The following is an 18,844-nucleotide window of genomic DNA, read 5'->3' as shown; positions in this document are numbered from 1 at the left end:
CTGGAGGGAATGCTCGCAAGCATGGAGAGAGCGTTCACATGACGTGTGGGCAAACTCTCGGCGTCATGCCTCGCTGATCGGGTGGCGCTGACTGATCACAGTGTTCAACCCATGCCCCCATGGCACTCAGAATCAAAAAGCACACTGCAAGGGCAGTAATCAGGTGATCACTGGCCATGTTGATCACGGCACTGATCAGGCCGCCACACATGAAAATAAACAGACTGCCGGCAGAAGTCGCGGTACCGGCATGTTGCGGGTAGAGGCCCATTGCCCTGGAGTTGGCGATGGGCCGGGAAATGGTGGTGCCGGCAGTGCAGATCAGCATGGGGATCAGCACCGTTGCGGCGGACAGGCCGAATTGCAGGTTCAGCCAGAGCATCACCAGTCCCGACAGGGCGATCAGGCCCAGGCCTGTGATGATTTGCGTGGAGCCTTCCAGATGGCGATGCAGGATGCTCGCAACAACCCCGCCGATTACATAAGCCGAGCCATACAGCAACAGCGCCCAGGCGAACTGATAGGCCGAAAGGTCCAGGTGTTCCATGAAAATGATCGGCGAAATGACGATGAACGAAAAATGGCAGGCGAAGGCGAGGGCAGAGATCAGCCAGTAGCCGGTAAATCGGATGTCGGAAAGGAGCATCCAGTACGCGCCGAAAAATCGCCGGGACTGCCGCTCGCTACTTCGGCTTTCTTTTAGCAGGAACCACGATCTCAGCCAGACAATGGCTGCCAGGGTGATGAATACATAAAAGCTGCCCTGCCAATCCAGATGCAACTGCAACCATGTACCCATCAGCGGAGAACTGGAGATGAAAATCCCGCCGGCGGTCGTCGTCCAGATGCGCAGTCGTTCCAGCTCGCGGCCGCTGAACAGATCCTGGATCAATGCCTGAGACAAGGCAAACGATCCGCAGCCCACTGCCTGAACCACTCGAAAGCCCAAAAACCAGGTGAAATCGGTGGCGAACAGGCAACCTGTTGCTCCCACCGCGGCAAGTGCCATCCCCCCCAGTAACAGCTTTTTGCGGCCGAACATGTCGGACAACGGCCCGATCAGCAGCAGTGAGCACGCCAGGCCGATGGCAAAGATGCTGACGGATAGGGCGATATCGGAAGGTGTGGTACGAAAGTGGTCGGAAAGGGCGGGGAAGGAGGGAAGGACCACGTCGAGAGGGAAAACGGCGAGCAGCGTCATGGCCATCAGCAGCAGGATGAACGACGACTTTTCTTTGGCATGCAGGGTGTTGGTCATCAATCAACGCGCTCGGTCCGTGAAGGGGGAGACGAGAGTTGATTTGATGCGGTTGCAAGTCAATGCCGGTGGCGCGGGACTTTTCTGAAACTGTTGTAGGAGCGAGCTGACTCGCTCCTGCACGCAGGTTTTGGTTAGCTGTTAGGCAACAACCGGCAAGTAATGCTCTTGATGTACCGCGTCTCGGCAATGGCCGGGTGCACTGGATGATCCGGACCTTGACCACCACGTTCCAGTATCTGAATGTTGCGGTCCAGGTGACGGGCGCTGGTCAGCAGAATGTTCTGCAGGTCGTCTTCCGGCAGGTGCATCGAGCACGATGCGCTGACCAGGATGCCGTCCTTGGTGAGCAGGCGCATGGCTTGTTCGTTCAGGCGGCGGTAGGCGCCTTCGCCGTTCTTCATGTCTTTCTTGCGCTTGATGAACGCCGGCGGGTCGGCCACGATCACGTCGAAGCGTTCCTCGCTGGCTTTCAGCTCTTTGAGGGCTTCGAACACGTCGCCTTCGATGCAGGTCATTTTCTCGGCGAAGCCGTTCAGCGCGGCGTTGCGCTCGACACCGTCGAGGGCGAAGGCCGAAGCGTCGACGCAGAACACTTCACTGGCGCCGAACGCGGCAGCCTGCACGCCCCAGCCGCCGATGTAGCTGTAGAGGTCGAGCACGCGTTTGCCTTTGGCGTACGGCGCCAGGCGTGCGCGGTTCATGCGGTGGTCGTAGAACCAGCCGGTTTTCTGACCCTGGATGACCGGGGCTTCGAATTTCACGCCGTTCTCTTCGAGGGCAACCCACTCCGGCACCAGGCCGAATACGGTTTCTACGTAGCGGGTGAGGCCTTCGGCGTCACGGGCAGCGGAGTCGTTCTTGAACAGGATGCCGCTCGGCTTGAGCACTTGGGTCAGCGCTGCAATCACGTCGTCTTTATGGGCTTCCATGGTCGCCGAGGCGATCTGTACCACCAGGATGTCGCCGAAACGGTCGACCACCAGGCCTGGCAGCAGGTCGGAATCACCGTAGACCAGGCGGTAGAACGGCTTGTCGAACAGACGATCACGCAGGGACAGGGCTACGTTCAGGCGATGCACCAGCAGCGACTTGTCCAGCGGCAACTTGATGTCGCGCGACAGCACACGGGCGCAGATCAGGTTGTTCGGGCTCATGGCAACGATGCCCAGCGGCTTGCCGCCGGCGGCTTCGAGGATCGCCTGGTCGCCGGCCTTGAAACCGTGCAAAGGCGTAGCGGCTACATCTATTTCGTTGCTGTAGACCCACAAGTGACCGTTGCGCAGACGACGGTCGGCGTTGGCTTTGAGGCGCAGGCTAGGCAGGGACATGTCGTCGCTCCGGAAAAAAGAGCGGGAGTATAGCGTGTTGGGACCCCGGATTGGCCTGCAAGTGGACATGTGGCGAGTGTTGTCATGCGATTTGGTATGTCGGATCCAACTTCATAAAGGTTAGAATCACCGTCTGACCCAGAGTGTGCACAAATGTCCCAAGAGCTGACTTCCGAACAGATCCAACAAGCCCTGCAGGGCATCAGCGTACCGGCCCAGCCGCAAATCATGGTGGATTTGCAGATGGAGCAGTACATGCCCGATCCGGACCTGGAAGTCATTGCCAAACTGATCTCCCAGGATCCGGGACTTTCCGGGTCCCTGCTGAAGATCGTCAATTCGCCGTACTACGGGCTGAGCAACAAGATTGCTTCGATCCAGCGCGCGGTGAATCTGCTGGGCAGCCGTTCGGTCATCAACCTGATCAATGCGCAGTCGATCAAGGGCGAGATGAATGACGACACCATTGTCACCCTGAACCGTTTCTGGGACACCGCTCAGGACGTGGCCATGACCTGCCTGACCCTGGCCAAGCGCATCGGCATAGAGAACGGCGATGAAGCCTATGCCCTGGGCCTGTTCCACGACTGCGGCGTGCCCTTGATGCTCCAGCGCTTCCCCGACTACATGGGCGTTCTGGAGCAGGCCTATGCCAACGCCAGCGCCGAATGCCGGGTGGTGGACACGGAGAACCAGGTGTTCAATACCAATCACTCGGTGGTCGGGTATTACACGGCCAAGTCCTGGCGCCTGCCGGAACACGTGAGCGCGGCGATCGCCAATCACCACAATGCCCTGGCGATCTTCAGCGATGAATCTTCGCGCAACAGTTCGTTGAAGAACCTGTTGGCGATCCTGAAGATGGCCGAGTACATTTGCGCGTCGTACCGCGTGCTGGGCAATCAGACCGAAGATCACGAGTGGAACAGCATCGCGCCGCTGGTGCTCGATTATGTCGGCCTCTCGGACTACGACTTCGAGACCCTCAAGCAGACGATCCGCGACCTCGGCACTCATCGCTGAGTGTCGGAACCTTCCAGGCCATGCGCCTGAGCCGAGAGCACCATGCCTGAATTGCCAGAAGTCGAAACCACCCGTCGCGGCATCGCGCCGTACCTGGAGGGTCAGCGTGTCAGCCGGGTGATCGTGCGTGACCGGCGCTTGCGCTGGCCAATTCCCGAAGACCTCGATGTGCGGTTGTCCGGACAGCGTATCGTGCTGGTGGAACGACGCGCCAAGTACCTGCTGATCAATGCCGAAGTCGGCACCTTGATCAGCCATTTGGGTATGTCAGGCAATTTGCGGCTGGTGGAAGCCGGGCTGCCGGCGGTCAAGCATGAGCATGTGGACATCGAACTGGAGTCGGGCCTGGCCCTGCGTTACACCGACCCGCGACGCTTCGGCGCAATGCTCTGGAGCCTCGACCCGTTCAATCACGAATTGCTGATCCGCCTGGGCCCTGAGCCACTGACCGACCTGTTCGACGGCGAGCGTCTGTTCCAGCAGTCCCGCGGACGTTCGATGGCGGTCAAGCCGTTCATCATGGACAACGCGGTGGTGGTGGGCGTGGGCAATATCTACGCGACTGAAGCGTTGTTCGCCGCCGGGATCGATCCGCGCCGCGAAGCCAAGAGCATTTCCCGTGCGCGTTACTTGAAGCTGGCCATCGAGATCAAGCGCATCCTGGTCGCCGCCATCGAGCGCGGCGGTACAACGTTGCGGGACTTTATCGGCGGTGACGGTCAGCCTGGTTATTTCCAGCAGGAACTGTTCGTGTACGGCCGTGGCAGTGAACACTGCAAGGTCTGTGGCACGGGCTTGCGGGAAGTGAAGCTCGGGCAGCGCGCCAGCGTGTTTTGCCCGCGTTGTCAGAGCTGATACGTCAGTTAGATTTTCAGTGAGGCTGATGACGCCTTCGCGAGCAAGCCCGCTCCCACAGGGGAATGCATTCCAAATGTGGGAGCGGGCTTGCTCGCGAAGGCGGCCTGACAGGCGCCGAATGGCTTAAGCCTTCCCGGTAATTTTCCGGTACTTCTCCATCAACTGCTCTTCAGTCTCCGGATGAGCTTCGTCCAGTGGAATGCAATCCACCGGGCAAACCTGCTGGCACTGCGGTTCGTCGTAGTGGCCGACACACTGGGTGCACAGGTTCGGGTCGATCACGTAGATCTCTTCGCCTTGGGAAATGGCGGCGTTCGGGCACTCGGGTTCGCAGACGTCGCAGTTGATGCAATCGTCGGTGATGATCAGGGACATGCTAACTCCAGCCAGGGCGGCAAGCCCGGGCGCAATAAACCAATGCGCACAATTGTGCCGCATTGGCGCCCGCAGTGCACGCGGGCGCGATCAAGTGCAGAAAGGTGCAGGCTGCGAAAGCTGAAAAGATCGCAGTCTGCGCCAGCTCCTACTTCTTGAAGCGTTCGGTCAGTGCATCCGCCACCACAGGGTGCACGAACTTGGTGATATCGCCGCCCAAGGCTGCAATTTCACGGACCAGCGTCGAGGAAATGAACGAATAACGCTCGGACGGGGTCAGGAACAGGCTTTCCACGTCCGGCGCCAACTGGCGGTTCATGTTGGCCAGCTGGAATTCGTATTCGAAGTCCGACACCGCACGCAAACCACGCAGGAACACATTGGCGTTCTTCTCTTTGGCGAAGTGCGCCAACAGCGTCGAGAAGCCGACGACTTCAACGTTCGGCAGATGTTTAGTGACCTCGCGCGCCAGTTCTACCCGTTGTTCCAGAGGAAACAGCGGGTTTTTCTTCGGGCTCGCGGCGACGGCGATGATCACGTGATCGAACAGGCGCGAGGCGCGTTCGACCAGATCGCCATGGCCCTTGGTAATAGGGTCGAAGGTACCTGGGTACAACACTCGGTTCATCGCGTCGTCCTGGCGGGAATCCGTTGGGGAGTCGGATGGTATCGCAGCCTTCCCGGTCGGCCAAGTCGCCTGTTGGGTAAGAAAGCACTATAGACGATGGGAATATTCGTCATTTTCATGGATTTTTTAAACGTTCGGCCAGGGAAGTCGCCAGTTGTGCCGTCAGTCCGTAGACCGACAACTGCGGATTGGCGCCAATGCTGGTGGGGAACAGCGAGCCGTCGTGAATCGACAGATTGCCCAGTTGGTGATGTCGGCCGAGGCTGTCGGTCACCGCGATTGTCGGGTCTTCTCCCATGGCGCAACCGCCCATCACATGGGCACTGCCCAGGCGTGTGCGATACAACTCCAGGCTCAGGCTGTCGATCAGCGTGCGCGCTTCGGCGAGGGTCTTCACGTAGCGGGCGTCGGCGTGCATCGGCATCACGGCCTTGGCGCCACCGGCAAACTGGATCTCGGCCATGGTATGGAACGCCCGACGCAATCCATCCCAGGCGTAGGGTGATAGCTGGTAATCCAGCACCGGCGTGTCATCGCTGCGCAATTCGACGCTGCCACCGGGGCTGTCCGGGTGAAAACCGTCCCGCAGCAACGCCAGCATGGCGTGGGTATGGGCCAGATTGGCCATGTGCTGCGAGTTTTCCTGGCCGAAACCACCGAGCAGTGTCGTGGCCAGCGCCGGATGCAGGGGCGGGACTTCCAGTTTGTAGGACATCTTGCCCGTGGTGCCGTCCTGCCACTGGAAATGGTCGGAATAGATCGACTGCGGCGCGCCGTAGAAAGGGTTGACCACTTCGTCGAACAACGCAGCGGACATGTTCACCGGGTGCAGGAATGTGCGTTTGCCCAGGCGCTTGTGCGGATCGGGTGCTCCGGAACGCATCAGCAGGGCCGGGCTGTTGATGCCGCCACCGGCCAGCACGAAATGCCGCGCCTTGACCGTGATGGTGCGTCCGGTCGGTGCGACGCAGCGTTCATCCATCGCCGAACATTGCAGGCCGATGACCTTGTCGCCGCTGATGTTGAGTTTTTCGGCGCGGGCCAGGTAAAGCAGCTCGCCGCCTTTTTCCAGGGTTGCTGGAATGGTGGTGACCATCATCGATTGCTTGGCGTTGGTCGGGCAGCCCATGCCGCAGTAGCCGAGGTTCCAGCAGCCGCGAACGTTGCGCGGGATGACGTGCCATGAGTAATTCAGTGCTTCGCAGCCCTTGCGGATCACATCGTTGTTGGCGTTGGGTGGCACCATCCACGGCGCGACGCCCAGGCGTTGCTCCATTTTCTCGAACCACGGCGCCATTTCCGCCGGGCTGTGGCCCTTGACGTTGTGCTCTTTGGCCCAGTGTTCCAGGGTCGGCTCCGGAGTGCGGAAACTGGAAGTCCAGTTGATCAGCGTGGTACCGCCCACTGCCCGGCCCTGGAGGATGGTGATCGCGCCGTCCTTGCTCATGCGGCCGATGCCTTCCTGGTAAAGGCTGGCGTAGGCCTGGTCTTCCAGCAGCTTGAAGTCGCTGCTGGTCTTGAGCGGGCCTTCCTCGATCAGCAGCACCTTGTATCCGGCGGCACTGAGGATTTCGGCGGTGGTGCCGCCGCCGGCACCACTGCCGATGATCGCCACGTCCGCTTCGAGCGTCAGGTCCTGGGTCAGTTGCGAGCCGTTGTAGGTTTTCCAGCCTCGGGCCATGCCTTCGCGGAACGGATCGGGTACGGGCATCTTTCAGGTTCTCTTTATTATTTTGGATGCGGTGGTGTGGCGACTGGCGCCATCGCGGGCAAGCCACGCTCCCACAGGTTATGTGCAGAGTTTTAAACGGTGGGTGGCCCGGGATACCCGCAATGCGCCCACGATTCCTTGCGGCCGTACCAGGCCATCATCACCAGCTGCAGCAAGGAACTGTGGCCCATGCGCAACAGGCTCAACGAGCTGTTTTCCCAGCGGTTCAGAAACTGCCGGATATCATCGGCCCTGGCATTTTCCCAGCTGCCCCAGATCCCGGTCAGCGGTCCGCGGGTCACGGCCATGCCCAGCACATCGAACAGTTGCTGGGTCAGCTTGAGCATCTCCGGCGACAGGTGGGCGAGGTTGTAGTCCAGGCTTTTCAGTGTGCCCTCGACAGCCTCGGGCATCCGTTCGGTGGTCACGGCACCCTCGAGCATGACCGGAATCAATGCCCGCAAGAACAGCAGGTCGCCGCTGCGCAACGTGACAAAACCATTGGCCGGAACGCTCGACGAGCAACCGCTGAGGCTGGCTCCGAGCCCGGCGGTGGCAAGGAAAGCTGTGGCGCCGAGGCTGAATTTAAGCAGCCCGCGCCGTGACAGCGCGGGTGTATCGGACAGGCTGGGGATCATTATTGTTATTACCTGACGGTGATGATCGTTAGCGGATGAACAGCTTCTGGATCAGCTTCTGAATCGACTTGCCGTACGGCGGGTAGATCAACTTCGCGGCGTTGAACCGTTGTTTGATCAACACGCCTTTGGCCTTGCTGAAGGTCAGGAAGCCTTCATGGCCGTGGTAGTGGCCCATGCCCGAGGCACCGATGCCGCCAAACGGCATGTCGTCCTGGGCGACGTGCAGCAGGGTGTCGTTCAGGCACACGCCGCCGGAATGGGTTTCGTGCAGCACGCGCTGTTGTTCGCGCTTGTCGTAGCCGAAGTAATACAGCGCCAGTGGGCGAGGGCGCTGGTTGATGTAGGCAAATGCCTGGTCCAGATCCTTGTACGGCACGATCGGCAGCAGTGGCCCGAAGATTTCGTCCTGCATCACCGTCATCTCGTCCGTGACGTTGAGCAGCAGGCTATGGCCCATGCGGCGGCCCTGGCCCTGGTCGAACAGCGGCATCAGCAGCGCACCCTTGCTGGTGGCGTCGCTGACGTAACCGTTGAGACGCGCCAGTTGTCGCTCATTGATGATCGCGGTGTAGTCCGGGTTGTCGGCCAGTGTCGGATAGAACCCGCGGACGGCTGTGCGATAGGCTTCGACGAAACTTCCGACGCGATCCTCCGGCACCAGCACATAGTCAGGGGCCACGCAGGTCTGGCCGGCATTCAGGGTCTTGCCGAAGGCGATGCGCTCGGCGGCGTCCTTGAGCGGCACGTCGTGAGAAACAATGGCCGGGGACTTGCCGCCCAGTTCCAGGGTCACCGGGGTCAGGTTTTCCGCAGCGGCGCGCATCACGTGTTTGCCAATGCTGGTGGCGCCGGTGAACAGCAGGTGATCAAACGGCAGGCGTGAAAACGCCACGCCCATATCCGCCTCGCCCAGGACCACGCAAACCAGGTCTTCGGGGAAGATTCGCGCCAGCAGTTGCTTCATCAGCAAGCCGGTCGCGGGGGTCGACTCACTGAGTTTGAGCATTACCCGATTGCCCGCCGACAGCGCGCCGACCAACGGACCGATGGCCAGGTACAGCGGATAGTTCCACGGCACGATGACCCCGACCACGCCCAGCGGTTGGTAAACCACTTTGGCCGAAGCCGGCTGGAAGGCGGCGCCCACCTTGCGTCGCGAGGCGCGCATCCAGCCCTTGAGGTGTTTGCTGGCGTAATGGATGCCGTGCAGGCTGGGCATCAGTTCGGCGAGCAGGGTTTCATCGGCGCTGCGATGGCTGAAGTCCTGGCTGATCGCATCGATCAGGGCCTGGCGTTCATTGTTCAATAAATCCTTTAGTGCCTTGAGCCATTGCTGGCGCTGCGCGGCCGGTGGCATCGGGTTGGCGGCGTAGGCGGCACGCTGTGCGTCGAACAGGGCCTGAAGCTCTTCCAGCGGCTGCTGTAGGTTCTGCAGGTAGGAAATTTCAGCAGTCATGGTCGGCTCCGGATTTATTGTAATGAAGCACTTTTTAGAGTCTATGCTCTAAAAAGTCAAATGACATCCTGGAACAGCTTGGTTTTATCCGCTCGCGGATAGATCTAAGATGCCCGTCAACGCACTCTGAATTAAAGCTCAAGCCATGGCCCCACGGATCAAAACCAGCGAGCGCATCGTGCAGAACAGCCTGGAGCTGTTCAATCAGCAGGGCGAGCGCAGCATCAGCACCAACCACATTGCTGCCCACATGGAAATTTCCCCGGGCAACCTGTACTACCACTTCCCGAACAAGCAGGCGATCATCGCCGTGCTGTTCAGCGAGTACGAAAGCCTGGTGGACAGCTTCCTGCGCCCGCCCCAGGGCCGCGCCGCCACGGTGGAAGACAAACGCTTCTACCTCAAGGAGCTGCTGTCGGCGATGTGGCGCTACCGGTTTCTGCATCGCGATCTCGAGCATCTGCTCGACAGCGATCCGGACCTTGCCGACCGCTATCGACGCTTCTCCCAGCGCTGCCTGATCCAGGGTTCGGCGATCTACGAAGGTTTCGTCGCCGCCGGCATCCTGAAGATGGACAAGGTGCAGATCGAGTCCCTGACGCTCAATGCCTGGATCATCCTCACTTCCTGGGTGCGCTTCCTGTGCACCACGCGGGAGAACTCCAGCCACTTGAGCGAACAGGCCATTAAACGCGGGGTGTATCAGGTGCTGGTGCTGGAAGCCGGGTTCGTCACGGATGAGGCCCGCGATGCGGTCAGCGCCTTGTTCGAAGAGTTTTACGTGCCCCTCGCCCAGGCGCTGGAAGAAGTACAGTAGGATCAAGTTCGAGTTATTCAAAGGAGCCCGCTATGCCCATTGCGCAACTGATCAGCCCGCAAGCACTGGACCTGAAAAAGGACCAGCCGGGGCTGGTGATTCTGGATTGTCGTTTTGCCCTCGAAGACCCGGATTACGGTCAGCGCAGCTATGCCGAAGGGCACATCGCCGGTTCGAGCTATGCCGACCTCGAACGCGATCTGAGTGGTGCCGTGGTCAAGGGCGTGACCGGGCGTCATCCGTTGCCCGAGCCGGCGCAACTGATCGAGCGCCTGCAAGCCTGGGGCATCAATGCCGATAGCGAAGTGGTTCTGTATGACGACGGTCCGGGAGCCTATGCGGCGCGGGCCTGGTGGTTGCTGGCATGGCTGGGCAAGCGCGACGGTGTATTCATCCTCGATGGCGGTCTCAAGGCCTGGCACGCGGCCGGTTTGCCGCTGAGCCTGGATGCGCCGGTGATCACCCCTGGATCCTTCACCGGCAGTCCTGACACGGCGTTGCTGATCAGTGCCGAGCAGCTGCAAAAGCGCCTTGCACGGCCGGAACTGACCCTGCTTGATGCCCGCGCACTGCCGCGTTTCAAGGGTGAAATGGAACCAATCGATCCGGTTGCCGGGCACATTCCCGGTGCCCAGTGTGCGGCGTTTACCGACAACCTGGACAGTGACGGGCGCTTCCTGCCAGCCGATCAGCTCAAGCAGCGCTTCGCCGCGAAATTGGGCGATCGCTCACCGAGTGATCTTGTAGCGTATTGCGGTTCCGGTGTGACGGCGTGCCACAACCTGTTTGCGCTGTGTCTGGCCGGTTATCCGTTGGGTTCGTTGTATGCCGGGTCGTGGAGCGAGTGGATCAATGAGCCTGCGCGGGGCATCGCCACCGGCGAATGAGCGCCACGAAACCTTGTGGGAGCGAGCTTGCTCGCGATGGGGCCATTACATTCAATATTGATGCTGATTGTTAAGCCGCCATCGCGAGCAAGCTCGCTCCCACAGGGATGGATGGTGTTTGTGAGACCTCGTTAAGCCTCAAGTCCCCGCTTTGCACTGCGATACGCCCCCGGTCCAACCCCATACACCTGCTTGAACTGTCGGCTCAGATGGCTCTGGTCGGCAAACCCCAGTTGCATCGCAACTTCCAGCGGCAAACAACCACTTTGCAGCAAGGCCCGCGCCCGGGCGATGCGTTGTTGCATCAGCCAGGTGTGTGGCGGCATACCGGTGGCCCGACGGAACACCCGGGCGAAATGGAATGGCGAGAGGTTGACCGCCGCCGCCAGCACCTCCAGGGAGGGTGGTTCTGCCAGTTGTGCGTGCAGCAGTTCCTTGGCCAATGTCACCGCCCGGTGTTCTTTCCCGGGTTTTCCAGCGTTCGGAACCGCCGCATGACGCTGCAACAGCGACAGCATCAGTTCGCGCCAGACCGTTTGTTGCTGCAATGCGGTGGCGGGGCTTTCCAGTAAACGGTGAAGCTGGCAGAAACCGTTCACCAGATCCCGATCGCGATACAGCGTGGCGCCGAACGCCGGCAAGTGATGGGTCGGCAGTTCGAGTTCGGCCAGTAGCGAAGTTATCTGCCCGCTGTCTGGATAAAACGCCCGGTACAGCCAGCCATCCTCGGTGCCTTTGTGGCCGGTGTGCAGTTCATCGGGGTTGATCAGCACCAGCGTGCCGCTACCCGCCAGGTGTTCGGCGCCGCGATAGCGATAACGCTGGGCGCCGGCCATGATCATGCCGATCACATAGCCGTCATGCACATGGGGGGCAAAGCGATGATCGATGTAGCGGGCGGACAACAACTCGACCCCGGCCAGTGGCGGGGTTTGCCAAAAGTGGATTGACTCGCTTTGTTCAGCATCCATGATTCAAGTGCGCCCTGCGGCGGCCAGCCACTCGGGGATGCGCCGTTCCAGGTAGTAACCCGGTTGCCTGAGCGTGCCGTCGACGAAGCCGACATGCCCGCCCTTGGCTTGCAGTTCGAATTGCGTGCAAGCGGACAACTCGTCGACTTGCGGCAGGCTGTGGGGAAAAACGAAGGGGTCGTCGGCGGCCTGAATCATCAAGGTCGGCGTACGAATTTCACCAAGGAAATAGCGGCTGGAGGCGCGGCGATAGTAATCCTCGGCATCGGCGAAACCGTGCAGTGGTGCGGTGACGCGTCCGTCGAAATCCCAGAACGTGCGCATGTTTTCCAGGGATCCGAGGGCCGCCAGGGCTGCCAGGCCGTCCTCGCGTCCGTCGTGCTGGAACTGTCGCTGTTTGTTCTTGATGTAGGCGACCATCTCGCGCATGAAATGCGCCTGGTAAACCTTGGAAAAGCCTTGGCCGATACGGTCGGCGCACTGGTCCAGGCGGAACGGCACCGACACCGCCACGGCGCCCATCAAATTACTGTCGCTACCGGTTTCGCCCAAATGCTTGAGCAGGACATTACCGCCCAGGGAGTAACCCACCGCATACAGTGGCGCCAGAGGCCGTTTGGCCCGCAAGTGTTTGATGGCTTCGGCCAGGTCTTCACTGGCACCGGAATGGTAACTGCGCGGCAGCAGATTGGGTTCGCCCGAACAACCGCGCCAGTTCAGCGCGACGCTGGCCCAGCCTCGGTCGCCCAGGGCTTTTTGCATGCCGGCAACGTAAGGCGAATTCGACGAACCGGTGAGCCCGTGCAACACCAGTACCAGGGGGGCGTTGGCGCTGTGTGGGCCATGCCAGTCGAGGTCGAGGAAGTCGCCGTCTTCAAGCCACAGGCGTTCGCGTTCGCGGTCGATGTGCACGGTTTTACGCCACAGCGGCCCCCACAAGGTTTGCAAGTGCGGATTGCCGATGCCGAAGGCAGGGGTAAAGGACGGCGGTGGGGCCAGGGCGGGGTGCGGTTGCACAGTCATTCTCGGTGGAGGTGTTCATGAGTCTGCCCGAAGACGCGGCGGGGCAGCGCCGCGACCGCGTCATCATGGCTGTCTAACTTGCCACAATCTCGCCAGGCATGCGACACATGGCATTGGTTGCGCTTTCGCTCGGAGCTGGCAGTGGTTGTTGATCTGTCTTCGGCCCCAGGATGACAACGCGCCATTGGTCGGCGTGGTGATGCCGGTTGAGCGCGCTTTTGATTGATGCGAGGTCCAGCTTCAAGGCCGCTTGCGTGGAAAAATCGAGGTCCAGCGGCAGATCGTGGGCACTGATGATTTGCAATCGCTTCAGGATCTGCGCGTTGGTAGCACTGTTCAACGGTGAGCTACCGGCCAGTTGCTGTTGGATGTCGTCAAGTTCCTGTTGGGTCGGCCCTTGGGCGAGGAAGTCGCTGAACATTGTTTTGATATGGGCCAGCACGGCATCGGCCTGCTCTGGTGGGGCCTGCAATTGAACGGTCAGCCACCCCTGTGCCTGAAGAGCTGAAAGGCCGGCTTCAACGTGGTAGGTCAGGCCTCGGCGCTCACGAAGTTCATTCATCAGTCGGTTGGTGAAAATACTGCTGGCCATGTAAAGCGCGACATAGTCCGGACTGCTTCGCAGGACACTTGGCTGGGTAAGACGCAGGTAAGCCTGGGTCGATGGTCGCTCAATGCGCAGCAGACCTGGAGCGCCTGGGCTTGTCACTGGCTGGATCGCGGCAATGGCCGGTCCCAGGGGCAAGGCCGCTGATATCTGCGCACCGATGCGCTGGGCTTCTTCCTCGGTGAGGTCGCCGACCAGTGTGATCTGGGCATTGCCCGCGGCATAAGCCTGGCGATGAAAGTCTTGCGCCTGGGTGCGGGTGATGGAGGCAAGCCCGGCCCGGGTTCCGTAGAGGGACTGAGCATAACCGTGGCCGGGAAACATCTGGCCGAGATTGGCTTCTCGGGCTTGAGCGGCATGGGACTGATCTTCAAGGTCCAGAAAGTACTGAAATTGGGATTTCACCTCAGGCAGGGATTCTTCCGGCAACAGCGGCTTGCCGAGTACCTGGGCGAACAGCTCCAGGGCTGGAGTGCGCCGTGATTCGTCACTCAGGCTACGCAGGGAAAGCCAGGTCCGGTCCTGGCTGATACCCATGTCCATCCTTGCCCCCAGATTATCGAACGTCGCCTGTATGGCATTGACGTCCTTGCCAGCCACACCCTCATTCAAAAGGCCATAGGTGAGCGCAGCCAGGCCGGGTTGATCTGGTGTGAGGGCGCTGCCGGCGGCAAAGCTCACCAGGGCATCGAACATCGGCAGGCCGGGGATGCGGATGAACAGGATCTTCGTTCCGCCGAGGGTTTTGTAACCCTTGATCGGCAGTGTGCGGTGGGTCGTCGGAGTCTGGGGTTCATTGAGCGATTGCAGCGCTGGTTTCCGGGGCGCCGTGGTTGCAGCGGCAGGGGCCTGGGTACTCAACAGCATGCCGGCCAGGATCAATCCATTGATGAGGCCTTTGAACTTATCCATTGTTTTTCTCCGGCAAGATTTTCGCGGTAGTCAGGCGATCACGCGTCAGGTACGTCTTTGCCACCTCCTGAATCTCCAGGGGCGTAACTTTGCTCAACTCATTCGTATCCTGATCGGCCAGCCGCCAGTCCAGGCCGATGGTTTCCAGCAGGCCCAAGGTGTTGGCCTGCCCTTCCAGATCGTCCTGCGCATAAACGGTGTCAGCGATCAGGAGATTTTGCGCGCGTTCCAGCTCCGCCGGTTCCGGTGCCTTGTTCTTCAGTGATTCGATCACTTGCCACAGGCGGGCAAGGGCTTCGTCAGCATCATTGAGCTTGTCCGGGTTGAGCTGTGTGCTGATGGTCAGCAACGAATCACCACGATTGAAGGCGTCGTACTCTGAGCGGGCCTCAGTGAATATCGCTTCGCTCAGTTGCAGTTGTTGTTTGATCCGCGCGCTACTGGATCCGGCCAGTAACATATTAAGAAGGCGCAGGGCATGGGCGGTCCGACGATCCGGTGCCGTGGCCAGGCTTGGCGCGTTGAAGCTCATGATCAGGCGTGGGGAAGCTATCGGTGCATACAGGGTCAGTGACCGTTCACCGGCAGAAGCCAGCTCGACGGGGGCATGGGCCACGGGTGTCGCGCGCCGCTCAAGATGGCCGAAGTGCTGCTGTGCAAGGGCCTTGATCCGCTCAGGCGTTACATCGCCAACCACCACCAGCGTCGCATTGTTTGGCGAATACCAGGCCTGATACCACTGCCGCAATTGCACGGCGTTCATGCGTTGCAAATCGTGCATCCAGCCAATCGTCGGGGTGCGATAGCCGCTGGCCGGGTAGGCAATGCTGTTCAGTCGCTCGCGAGCCGAAGCGATGATTCCATCATCAACGTGCATCCGGCGCTCTTCCTGAATGACCTTGAGCTCCGGAGTGAAGTCCTGTTCATTGAGCTCGGCCGTACTCATCAGGTCAGCCAGTATTTCGAAAGCAACACCTGTCCGGGCAGAGGGCAGTGTCTGGTGAAACGACGTGTAGTCCGTGTAAGTTACGGCGTTTTCACTGGCGCCAAGCTTCTTCAGTATCGCCTCGAACTCTCCGGCGCAGGCCTTGCTGCTGCCTTTGTAGACCATGTGTTCGAGGGCGTGGGACAGGCCCGACTGGCCGGGCGGTTCGTAGCTTGCACCGACCTTGATCCAGAGTTGGGCGGTGACGATGGGGGAGCGGTGGTCCTCGCGCACGACAACCTTGAGGCCGTTATCCAGTACGAAGTCTTGCGTCGCAGGGGGGGTCGCCGCGCTGGCCATGAGCGGCAGCCAGGCGATGAAGGGCAGCACAAGCGTGCTGCATGAGATGTTCATCCGTGTTCATCCTCAGTGGTTTGCAGTTAATTGCGCAAACCACTGTGGATGATCCGTAAGGACGTCAGGCGGTAACTATGTAGTGCACTTCACGACCGGTTTGGGGTGGTCGTCTCGCGGGAATCAGAGGTGCGTTGCTCGCAGCTTGTCTGGAAATACCGTGCACCACAGCCGGTCCGCAAGGGACAGGAAACAATTGATGGTGGGTCCATTATTAATGTTCCGGAACCCCCAGCGGTTACTCGAAAGGGTTATCAGTAGGGGCCGGTAACGGCTTTTGCGGCACGGTCGGGCCAGCACTGACGATGACCATCTTGTCCATGCTCAGGTGTTTGTTCATGGCGGCCTTGACCTGCTCGACGGTCAGGGCCTGGGACTGTTGCATGAAGTCTTCCAGGTGACTCAACGGCAAATTAAAGTAGCCGATGACCGCCAGTTGATCGACGATATCGGCGTTGCTCGCGGTGGACAGCGGGAAGCTGCCGGCCAATCCGCGCTTGGCATCGTCAAGCTCTTTTTCGGTCGGGCCGGTCTCAAGGTAATCGGCCAGCACGTCCTGCACCAGTTTCACGGTGCCTTCGCTCATTTCGGCGCGGGTTTGCAGTTCGATCATGAACGGGCCACGCACCTGCTTTGGGGTGAGGCTCGAATACACGCCGTAAGTCAGGCCGCGTTTCTCGCGCACTTCGCTCATCAAGCGGGTGCCGAAGCCGCCGCCACCGAGAATCTGGTTACCCATGGACAACGCCGCGTAATCCGGGTCGTAGCGGTCGATGCCCAATTGCGCGAGTATCAGGTTGGTCTGCTTGGACGGGAACTCGATATGGCCGACGCTGGCCTTGGGCTCGACCGGTTGCGCGATTTTCGGCAAGGCTGGCCCTTTGGGCAGGGCGCTGGAAATCTGGGCAGCAATCGCTTCGGCTTCCGCGCGGGACAGGTCGCCGACCAGTGCGATCCCAACGTTACCGGCTGTATAGGCTTTCTCGTGGAAAGTACGCAGTTGCGCCAAAGTAATCGCCGGTACGGTTTCCGCCGTGCCGTAGCTGGAATGAGCGTACGGATGATCACCATACAAGCGGCTCATCAGTTCCAGGTTCGCCAATTTACCGGGGTCCTGCTTGTAATATTCGAAATGGGTGAATATCAGATTCTTCATGCGGGTTAACGAGTCGGCCGGGAAGATTGGTTTGCCCACGACTTCAGCGAACAGCTTCAGGGCCGGCTCGCGCTTGTCCTTGGCACTCAGGCTGCGCAGCGTAGCGACTGCCATGTCGTTATAAGTGTCGTTGCCGAAATTGGCGCCAAGGTCTTCGAAGCCCTGGGCAATGGCACTGGCGTCTTTGCCGGCCACTCCTTCGCCGAGCATGGCGTTGGTCAATAGCGCCAGACCGAGTGCGTTGCCGTCGTGGCTGCTGCCGGCGGCGAAGGTCAGGCGCATGTCGAACATCGGCAGTTCATGGGCTTCGACAAACAGCACCTTGGCACCGTTGGCTGTGTTCCAGGTTTGTACGTCAAGTTTGCGGGAGCTCGGTACTTTGCCGTCGAGCATCGCCAGTGATTCCACCGGCAGGTTGGGGCCATCAGGACCGTCAGTCTCATGAGTTGTTTCCTCGGGCAAGGCATGGGCAACACTCACGCGAGAGCGGGTGAAAAATGTGTGGGCCGCTTTCTGGATGTCCTCGGGAGTTACCTCCTGCAGACCGGCAAGTTCAGTATCCATCAGCTTCCACGACAGGCCGATTGTTTCCAGCTGTCCGATGGTGTGAGCCTGACTGTTGATCAAGTCTCGTTGGTAGACCAGTTGAGCGATCGCTCGAGCGCGCGCCCGCTCGATTTCTTCAGCAGAAGGCGCGGTGGTTTTGAGCTGTTCGAGCAGTCGCCACAGGCCGGCTTCAACCTGCTCTATGGTTTTGTGTTTCCGGACGTTAGGTGTCGCTGACAAGGTGAACAAGCTGTCGCCTCGGGTGTAGGGGGAGTAGTACGAGGACGCAAAGGAGACAAGCTCTTCACCACGTTGCAATAGCGCCGGGATACGGGCGCTATAACCACCATCAAGCAGGGACACAATCAGCCGCAAGGCGTTTACCGCGTGTTTGTCTTCGGCGGTGGCTATACCGGGCACGTTGAACGCCATGAGTATTTCCGGTTCCCGGGTCTGTGTGTGCACTGTAATCCTGCGTTCGCCTGGCTCTGCCAGTTCCAGCGGAATCTTGACTGGGGGGATGTCACGACTTTGGATCGGCCCGAACCAACGCTGGGCCAGAGTGACGACCTCTTCCTGTGTCACATCACCCACCACAACTAGCGTGGCATTGTTCGGCGCATACCAGGATTGGTACCAGTGACGCAGCTCTTCGATCTTCATGCGCTCAAGATCGGCCATCCAGCCAATGGTTGGCGTTCTGTAGCCGCTGCTGGGGAAAGTGATGGTAGAGAAGAGTTCTCGCGCCCTGCTCATCGAGCTGTCGTCGACACGCAGGCGGCGTTCTTCCTTGATGACTTCGATCTCTTTATTGAACTCTTCGGCTGGCAGGTGTGCGTTCACCATGCGGTCGGCTTCGAGTTCGAAGGCCACGCCAAGGTAGTCGCGGGACAGCAACTGGTAATAAACGGTAGCGTCGTCGCTGGTGAAGGCATTCTCCTCAGCGCCGAGGCTGCGCAATATTATCGATGCTTCACCGGGTCGGGTTTTATTGCTGCCCTTGAACACCATGTGTTCCAGGGCGTGGGATAGCCCCGATTGCCCCGGATGTTCATAGCTGGAACCGACTTTGTACCAGAGCTGGGAGATCACCACAGGTGCTCGATGATCTTCGCGAACGATGATCTTCAGGCCATTTTCGAGAGTGCACTCATGCGTAGGGGTTGGAGTTCGTTCAGTCATTGGCTTGTTCATCCATTGGTTATTCATTGCATCCATGCGAGACATTTCGCACGTCAACGATGATCCAGGAGCAGAGGAACAAGCCACCTCAGATGTGTTGCGTTTTAAGAAGCCACCGTGGTG

The 18,844-nt window shown here is 59.9% G+C and carries 14 protein-coding genes and 3 pseudogenes; 4 read left to right on the top strand and 13 right to left on the bottom strand.

Going from position 1 to position 18,844, the window contains the following annotated elements; all coding sequences use genetic code 11:
- Positions 1 to 63 precede the first annotated feature (63 nt).
- Positions 64 to 1,258, bottom strand: a pseudogene (locus AB4O40_RS16065) (MFS transporter).
- 134 nt (positions 1,259 to 1,392) lie between these two features.
- Positions 1,393 to 2,589 carry a class I SAM-dependent rRNA methyltransferase gene (locus tag AB4O40_RS16060; protein WP_046039197.1) on the bottom strand — a complete coding sequence of 399 codons (1,197 nt, stop codon included), beginning with the start codon at positions 2,587 to 2,589 and terminating at the stop codon, positions 1,393 to 1,395.
- 153 nt (positions 2,590 to 2,742) lie between these two features.
- Between AB4O40_RS16060 and AB4O40_RS16055 the strand changes: the two genes are divergently transcribed.
- Together AB4O40_RS16055 and mutM are read left to right on the top strand one after the other, a co-directional pair.
- Positions 2,743 to 3,612, top strand: a complete 870-nt coding sequence (locus AB4O40_RS16055) for an HDOD domain-containing protein (RefSeq protein ID WP_460053859.1) — start codon at positions 2,743 to 2,745, stop codon at positions 3,610 to 3,612.
- A 42-nt stretch (positions 3,613 to 3,654) separates the two neighbouring features.
- Positions 3,655 to 4,467, top strand: a complete 813-nt coding sequence (mutM, locus tag AB4O40_RS16050) for a bifunctional DNA-formamidopyrimidine glycosylase/DNA-(apurinic or apyrimidinic site) lyase (RefSeq protein WP_056726465.1) — start codon at positions 3,655 to 3,657, stop codon at positions 4,465 to 4,467.
- A 126-nt stretch (positions 4,468 to 4,593) separates the two neighbouring features.
- Here the strand turns inward: mutM and AB4O40_RS16045 are convergent, their stop codons facing one another.
- From AB4O40_RS16045 to AB4O40_RS16025, 5 genes are all read right to left on the bottom strand, one after another.
- Complete coding sequence (locus AB4O40_RS16045; RefSeq protein WP_003195146.1) at positions 4,594 to 4,845, bottom strand: YfhL family 4Fe-4S dicluster ferredoxin; 252 nt, start codon at positions 4,843 to 4,845, stop codon at positions 4,594 to 4,596.
- Between the two features lie 148 nt (positions 4,846 to 4,993).
- Entirely contained in the window at positions 4,994 to 5,473 is a 480-nt protein-coding gene (coaD, locus tag AB4O40_RS16040; RefSeq protein ID WP_046039203.1) for a pantetheine-phosphate adenylyltransferase, read from the bottom strand.
- A gap of 115 nt (positions 5,474 to 5,588) precedes the next feature.
- Entirely contained in the window at positions 5,589 to 7,184 is a 1,596-nt protein-coding gene (locus tag AB4O40_RS16035; protein WP_056726466.1) for a GMC family oxidoreductase, read from the bottom strand.
- A 92-nt stretch (positions 7,185 to 7,276) separates the two neighbouring features.
- Entirely contained in the window at positions 7,277 to 7,822 is a 546-nt protein-coding gene (locus AB4O40_RS16030; RefSeq protein WP_056726467.1) for a hypothetical protein, read from the bottom strand.
- A 28-nt stretch (positions 7,823 to 7,850) separates the two neighbouring features.
- A complete protein-coding gene (locus tag AB4O40_RS16025; RefSeq protein ID WP_056726468.1) occupies positions 7,851 to 9,281 on the bottom strand; it encodes a coniferyl aldehyde dehydrogenase in 1,431 nt (476 codons plus the stop codon).
- A gap of 145 nt (positions 9,282 to 9,426) precedes the next feature.
- On the opposite strand from AB4O40_RS16025, the gene AB4O40_RS16020 reads away from it, so the two are divergent.
- Together AB4O40_RS16020 and AB4O40_RS16015 are read left to right on the top strand one after the other, a co-directional pair.
- Positions 9,427 to 10,098, top strand: coding sequence for a TetR/AcrR family transcriptional regulator (locus tag AB4O40_RS16020; protein ID WP_008048320.1), 672 nt, complete (start codon positions 9,427 to 9,429; stop codon positions 10,096 to 10,098).
- Positions 10,099 to 10,130: 32 nt separating this feature from the next.
- Positions 10,131 to 10,985 carry a sulfurtransferase gene (locus AB4O40_RS16015; protein ID WP_056726469.1) on the top strand — a complete coding sequence of 285 codons (855 nt, stop codon included), beginning with the start codon at positions 10,131 to 10,133 and terminating at the stop codon, positions 10,983 to 10,985.
- Between the two features lie 131 nt (positions 10,986 to 11,116).
- On the opposite strand, the gene AB4O40_RS16010 is transcribed toward AB4O40_RS16015, so the two are convergent.
- From AB4O40_RS16010 to AB4O40_RS15985, 6 genes and pseudogenes are all read right to left on the bottom strand, one after another.
- Positions 11,117 to 11,956 (bottom strand): AraC family ligand binding domain-containing protein, encoded by an 840-nt coding sequence (locus AB4O40_RS16010; RefSeq protein ID WP_460053861.1) that lies wholly within the window; start codon positions 11,954 to 11,956, stop codon positions 11,117 to 11,119.
- 3 nt (positions 11,957 to 11,959) lie between these two features.
- On the bottom strand, positions 11,960 to 12,955 hold the full coding sequence (locus AB4O40_RS16005) for a hydrolase (protein WP_460058096.1): 996 nt from the start codon (positions 12,953 to 12,955) through the stop codon (positions 11,960 to 11,962).
- Between the two features lie 97 nt (positions 12,956 to 13,052).
- The gene (locus AB4O40_RS16000) at positions 13,053 to 14,498 is read right to left on the bottom strand and encodes a M16 family metallopeptidase (RefSeq protein ID WP_460053862.1); all 1,446 of its coding nucleotides are present in this window, start codon (positions 14,496 to 14,498) and stop codon (positions 13,053 to 13,055) included.
- Positions 14,491 to 15,837, bottom strand: a complete 1,347-nt coding sequence (locus tag AB4O40_RS15995; RefSeq protein WP_056726473.1) for a M16 family metallopeptidase — start codon at positions 15,835 to 15,837, stop codon at positions 14,491 to 14,493. Before AB4O40_RS15995 ends, AB4O40_RS16000 begins: the two co-directional genes overlap by 8 nt.
- Positions 15,838 to 16,075: 238 nt before the next feature.
- Positions 16,076 to 17,401, bottom strand: a pseudogene (locus tag AB4O40_RS15990) (M16 family metallopeptidase); the annotation flags it as partial.
- A gap of 30 nt (positions 17,402 to 17,431) precedes the next feature.
- Positions 17,432 to 18,757 (bottom strand): annotated as a pseudogene (locus tag AB4O40_RS15985) (M16 family metallopeptidase); the annotation flags it as partial.
- Positions 18,758 to 18,844 lie beyond the last annotated feature (87 nt).

The sequence above is a fragment of the Pseudomonas sp. S2_F07 genome, assembly GCF_054668325.1.
This window is presented reverse-complemented; position numbering and strand designations above follow the sequence as displayed.

What these genes read in the sequence shown, in the direction of transcription:
- AB4O40_RS16060 (WP_046039197.1), bottom strand. Translation starts at nt 2,589, where the DNA reads ATGTCCCTGCCTAGCCTGCGCCTCAAAGCCAACGCCGACCGTCGTCTG.
- AB4O40_RS16055 (WP_460053859.1), top strand. Translation starts at nt 2,743, where the DNA reads ATGTCCCAAGAGCTGACTTCCGAACAGATCCAACAAGCCCTGCAGGGC.
- mutM (WP_056726465.1), top strand. Translation starts at nt 3,655, where the DNA reads ATGCCTGAATTGCCAGAAGTCGAAACCACCCGTCGCGGCATCGCGCCG.
- AB4O40_RS16045 (WP_003195146.1), bottom strand. Translation starts at nt 4,845, where the DNA reads ATGTCCCTGATCATCACCGACGATTGCATCAACTGCGACGTCTGCGAA.
- coaD (WP_046039203.1), bottom strand. Translation starts at nt 5,473, where the DNA reads ATGAACCGAGTGTTGTACCCAGGTACCTTCGACCCTATTACCAAGGGC.
- AB4O40_RS16035 (WP_056726466.1), bottom strand. Translation starts at nt 7,184, where the DNA reads ATGCCCGTACCCGATCCGTTCCGCGAAGGCATGGCCCGAGGCTGGAAA.
- AB4O40_RS16030 (WP_056726467.1), bottom strand. Translation starts at nt 7,822, where the DNA reads ATGATCCCCAGCCTGTCCGATACACCCGCGCTGTCACGGCGCGGGCTG.
- AB4O40_RS16025 (WP_056726468.1), bottom strand. Translation starts at nt 9,281, where the DNA reads ATGACTGCTGAAATTTCCTACCTGCAGAACCTACAGCAGCCGCTGGAA.
- AB4O40_RS16020 (WP_008048320.1), top strand. Translation starts at nt 9,427, where the DNA reads ATGGCCCCACGGATCAAAACCAGCGAGCGCATCGTGCAGAACAGCCTG.
- AB4O40_RS16015 (WP_056726469.1), top strand. Translation starts at nt 10,131, where the DNA reads ATGCCCATTGCGCAACTGATCAGCCCGCAAGCACTGGACCTGAAAAAG.
- AB4O40_RS16010 (WP_460053861.1), bottom strand. Translation starts at nt 11,956, where the DNA reads ATGGATGCTGAACAAAGCGAGTCAATCCACTTTTGGCAAACCCCGCCA.
- AB4O40_RS16000 (WP_460053862.1), bottom strand. Translation starts at nt 14,498, where the DNA reads ATGGATAAGTTCAAAGGCCTCATCAATGGATTGATCCTGGCCGGCATG.
- AB4O40_RS15995 (WP_056726473.1), bottom strand. Translation starts at nt 15,837, where the DNA reads ATGAACATCTCATGCAGCACGCTTGTGCTGCCCTTCATCGCCTGGCTG.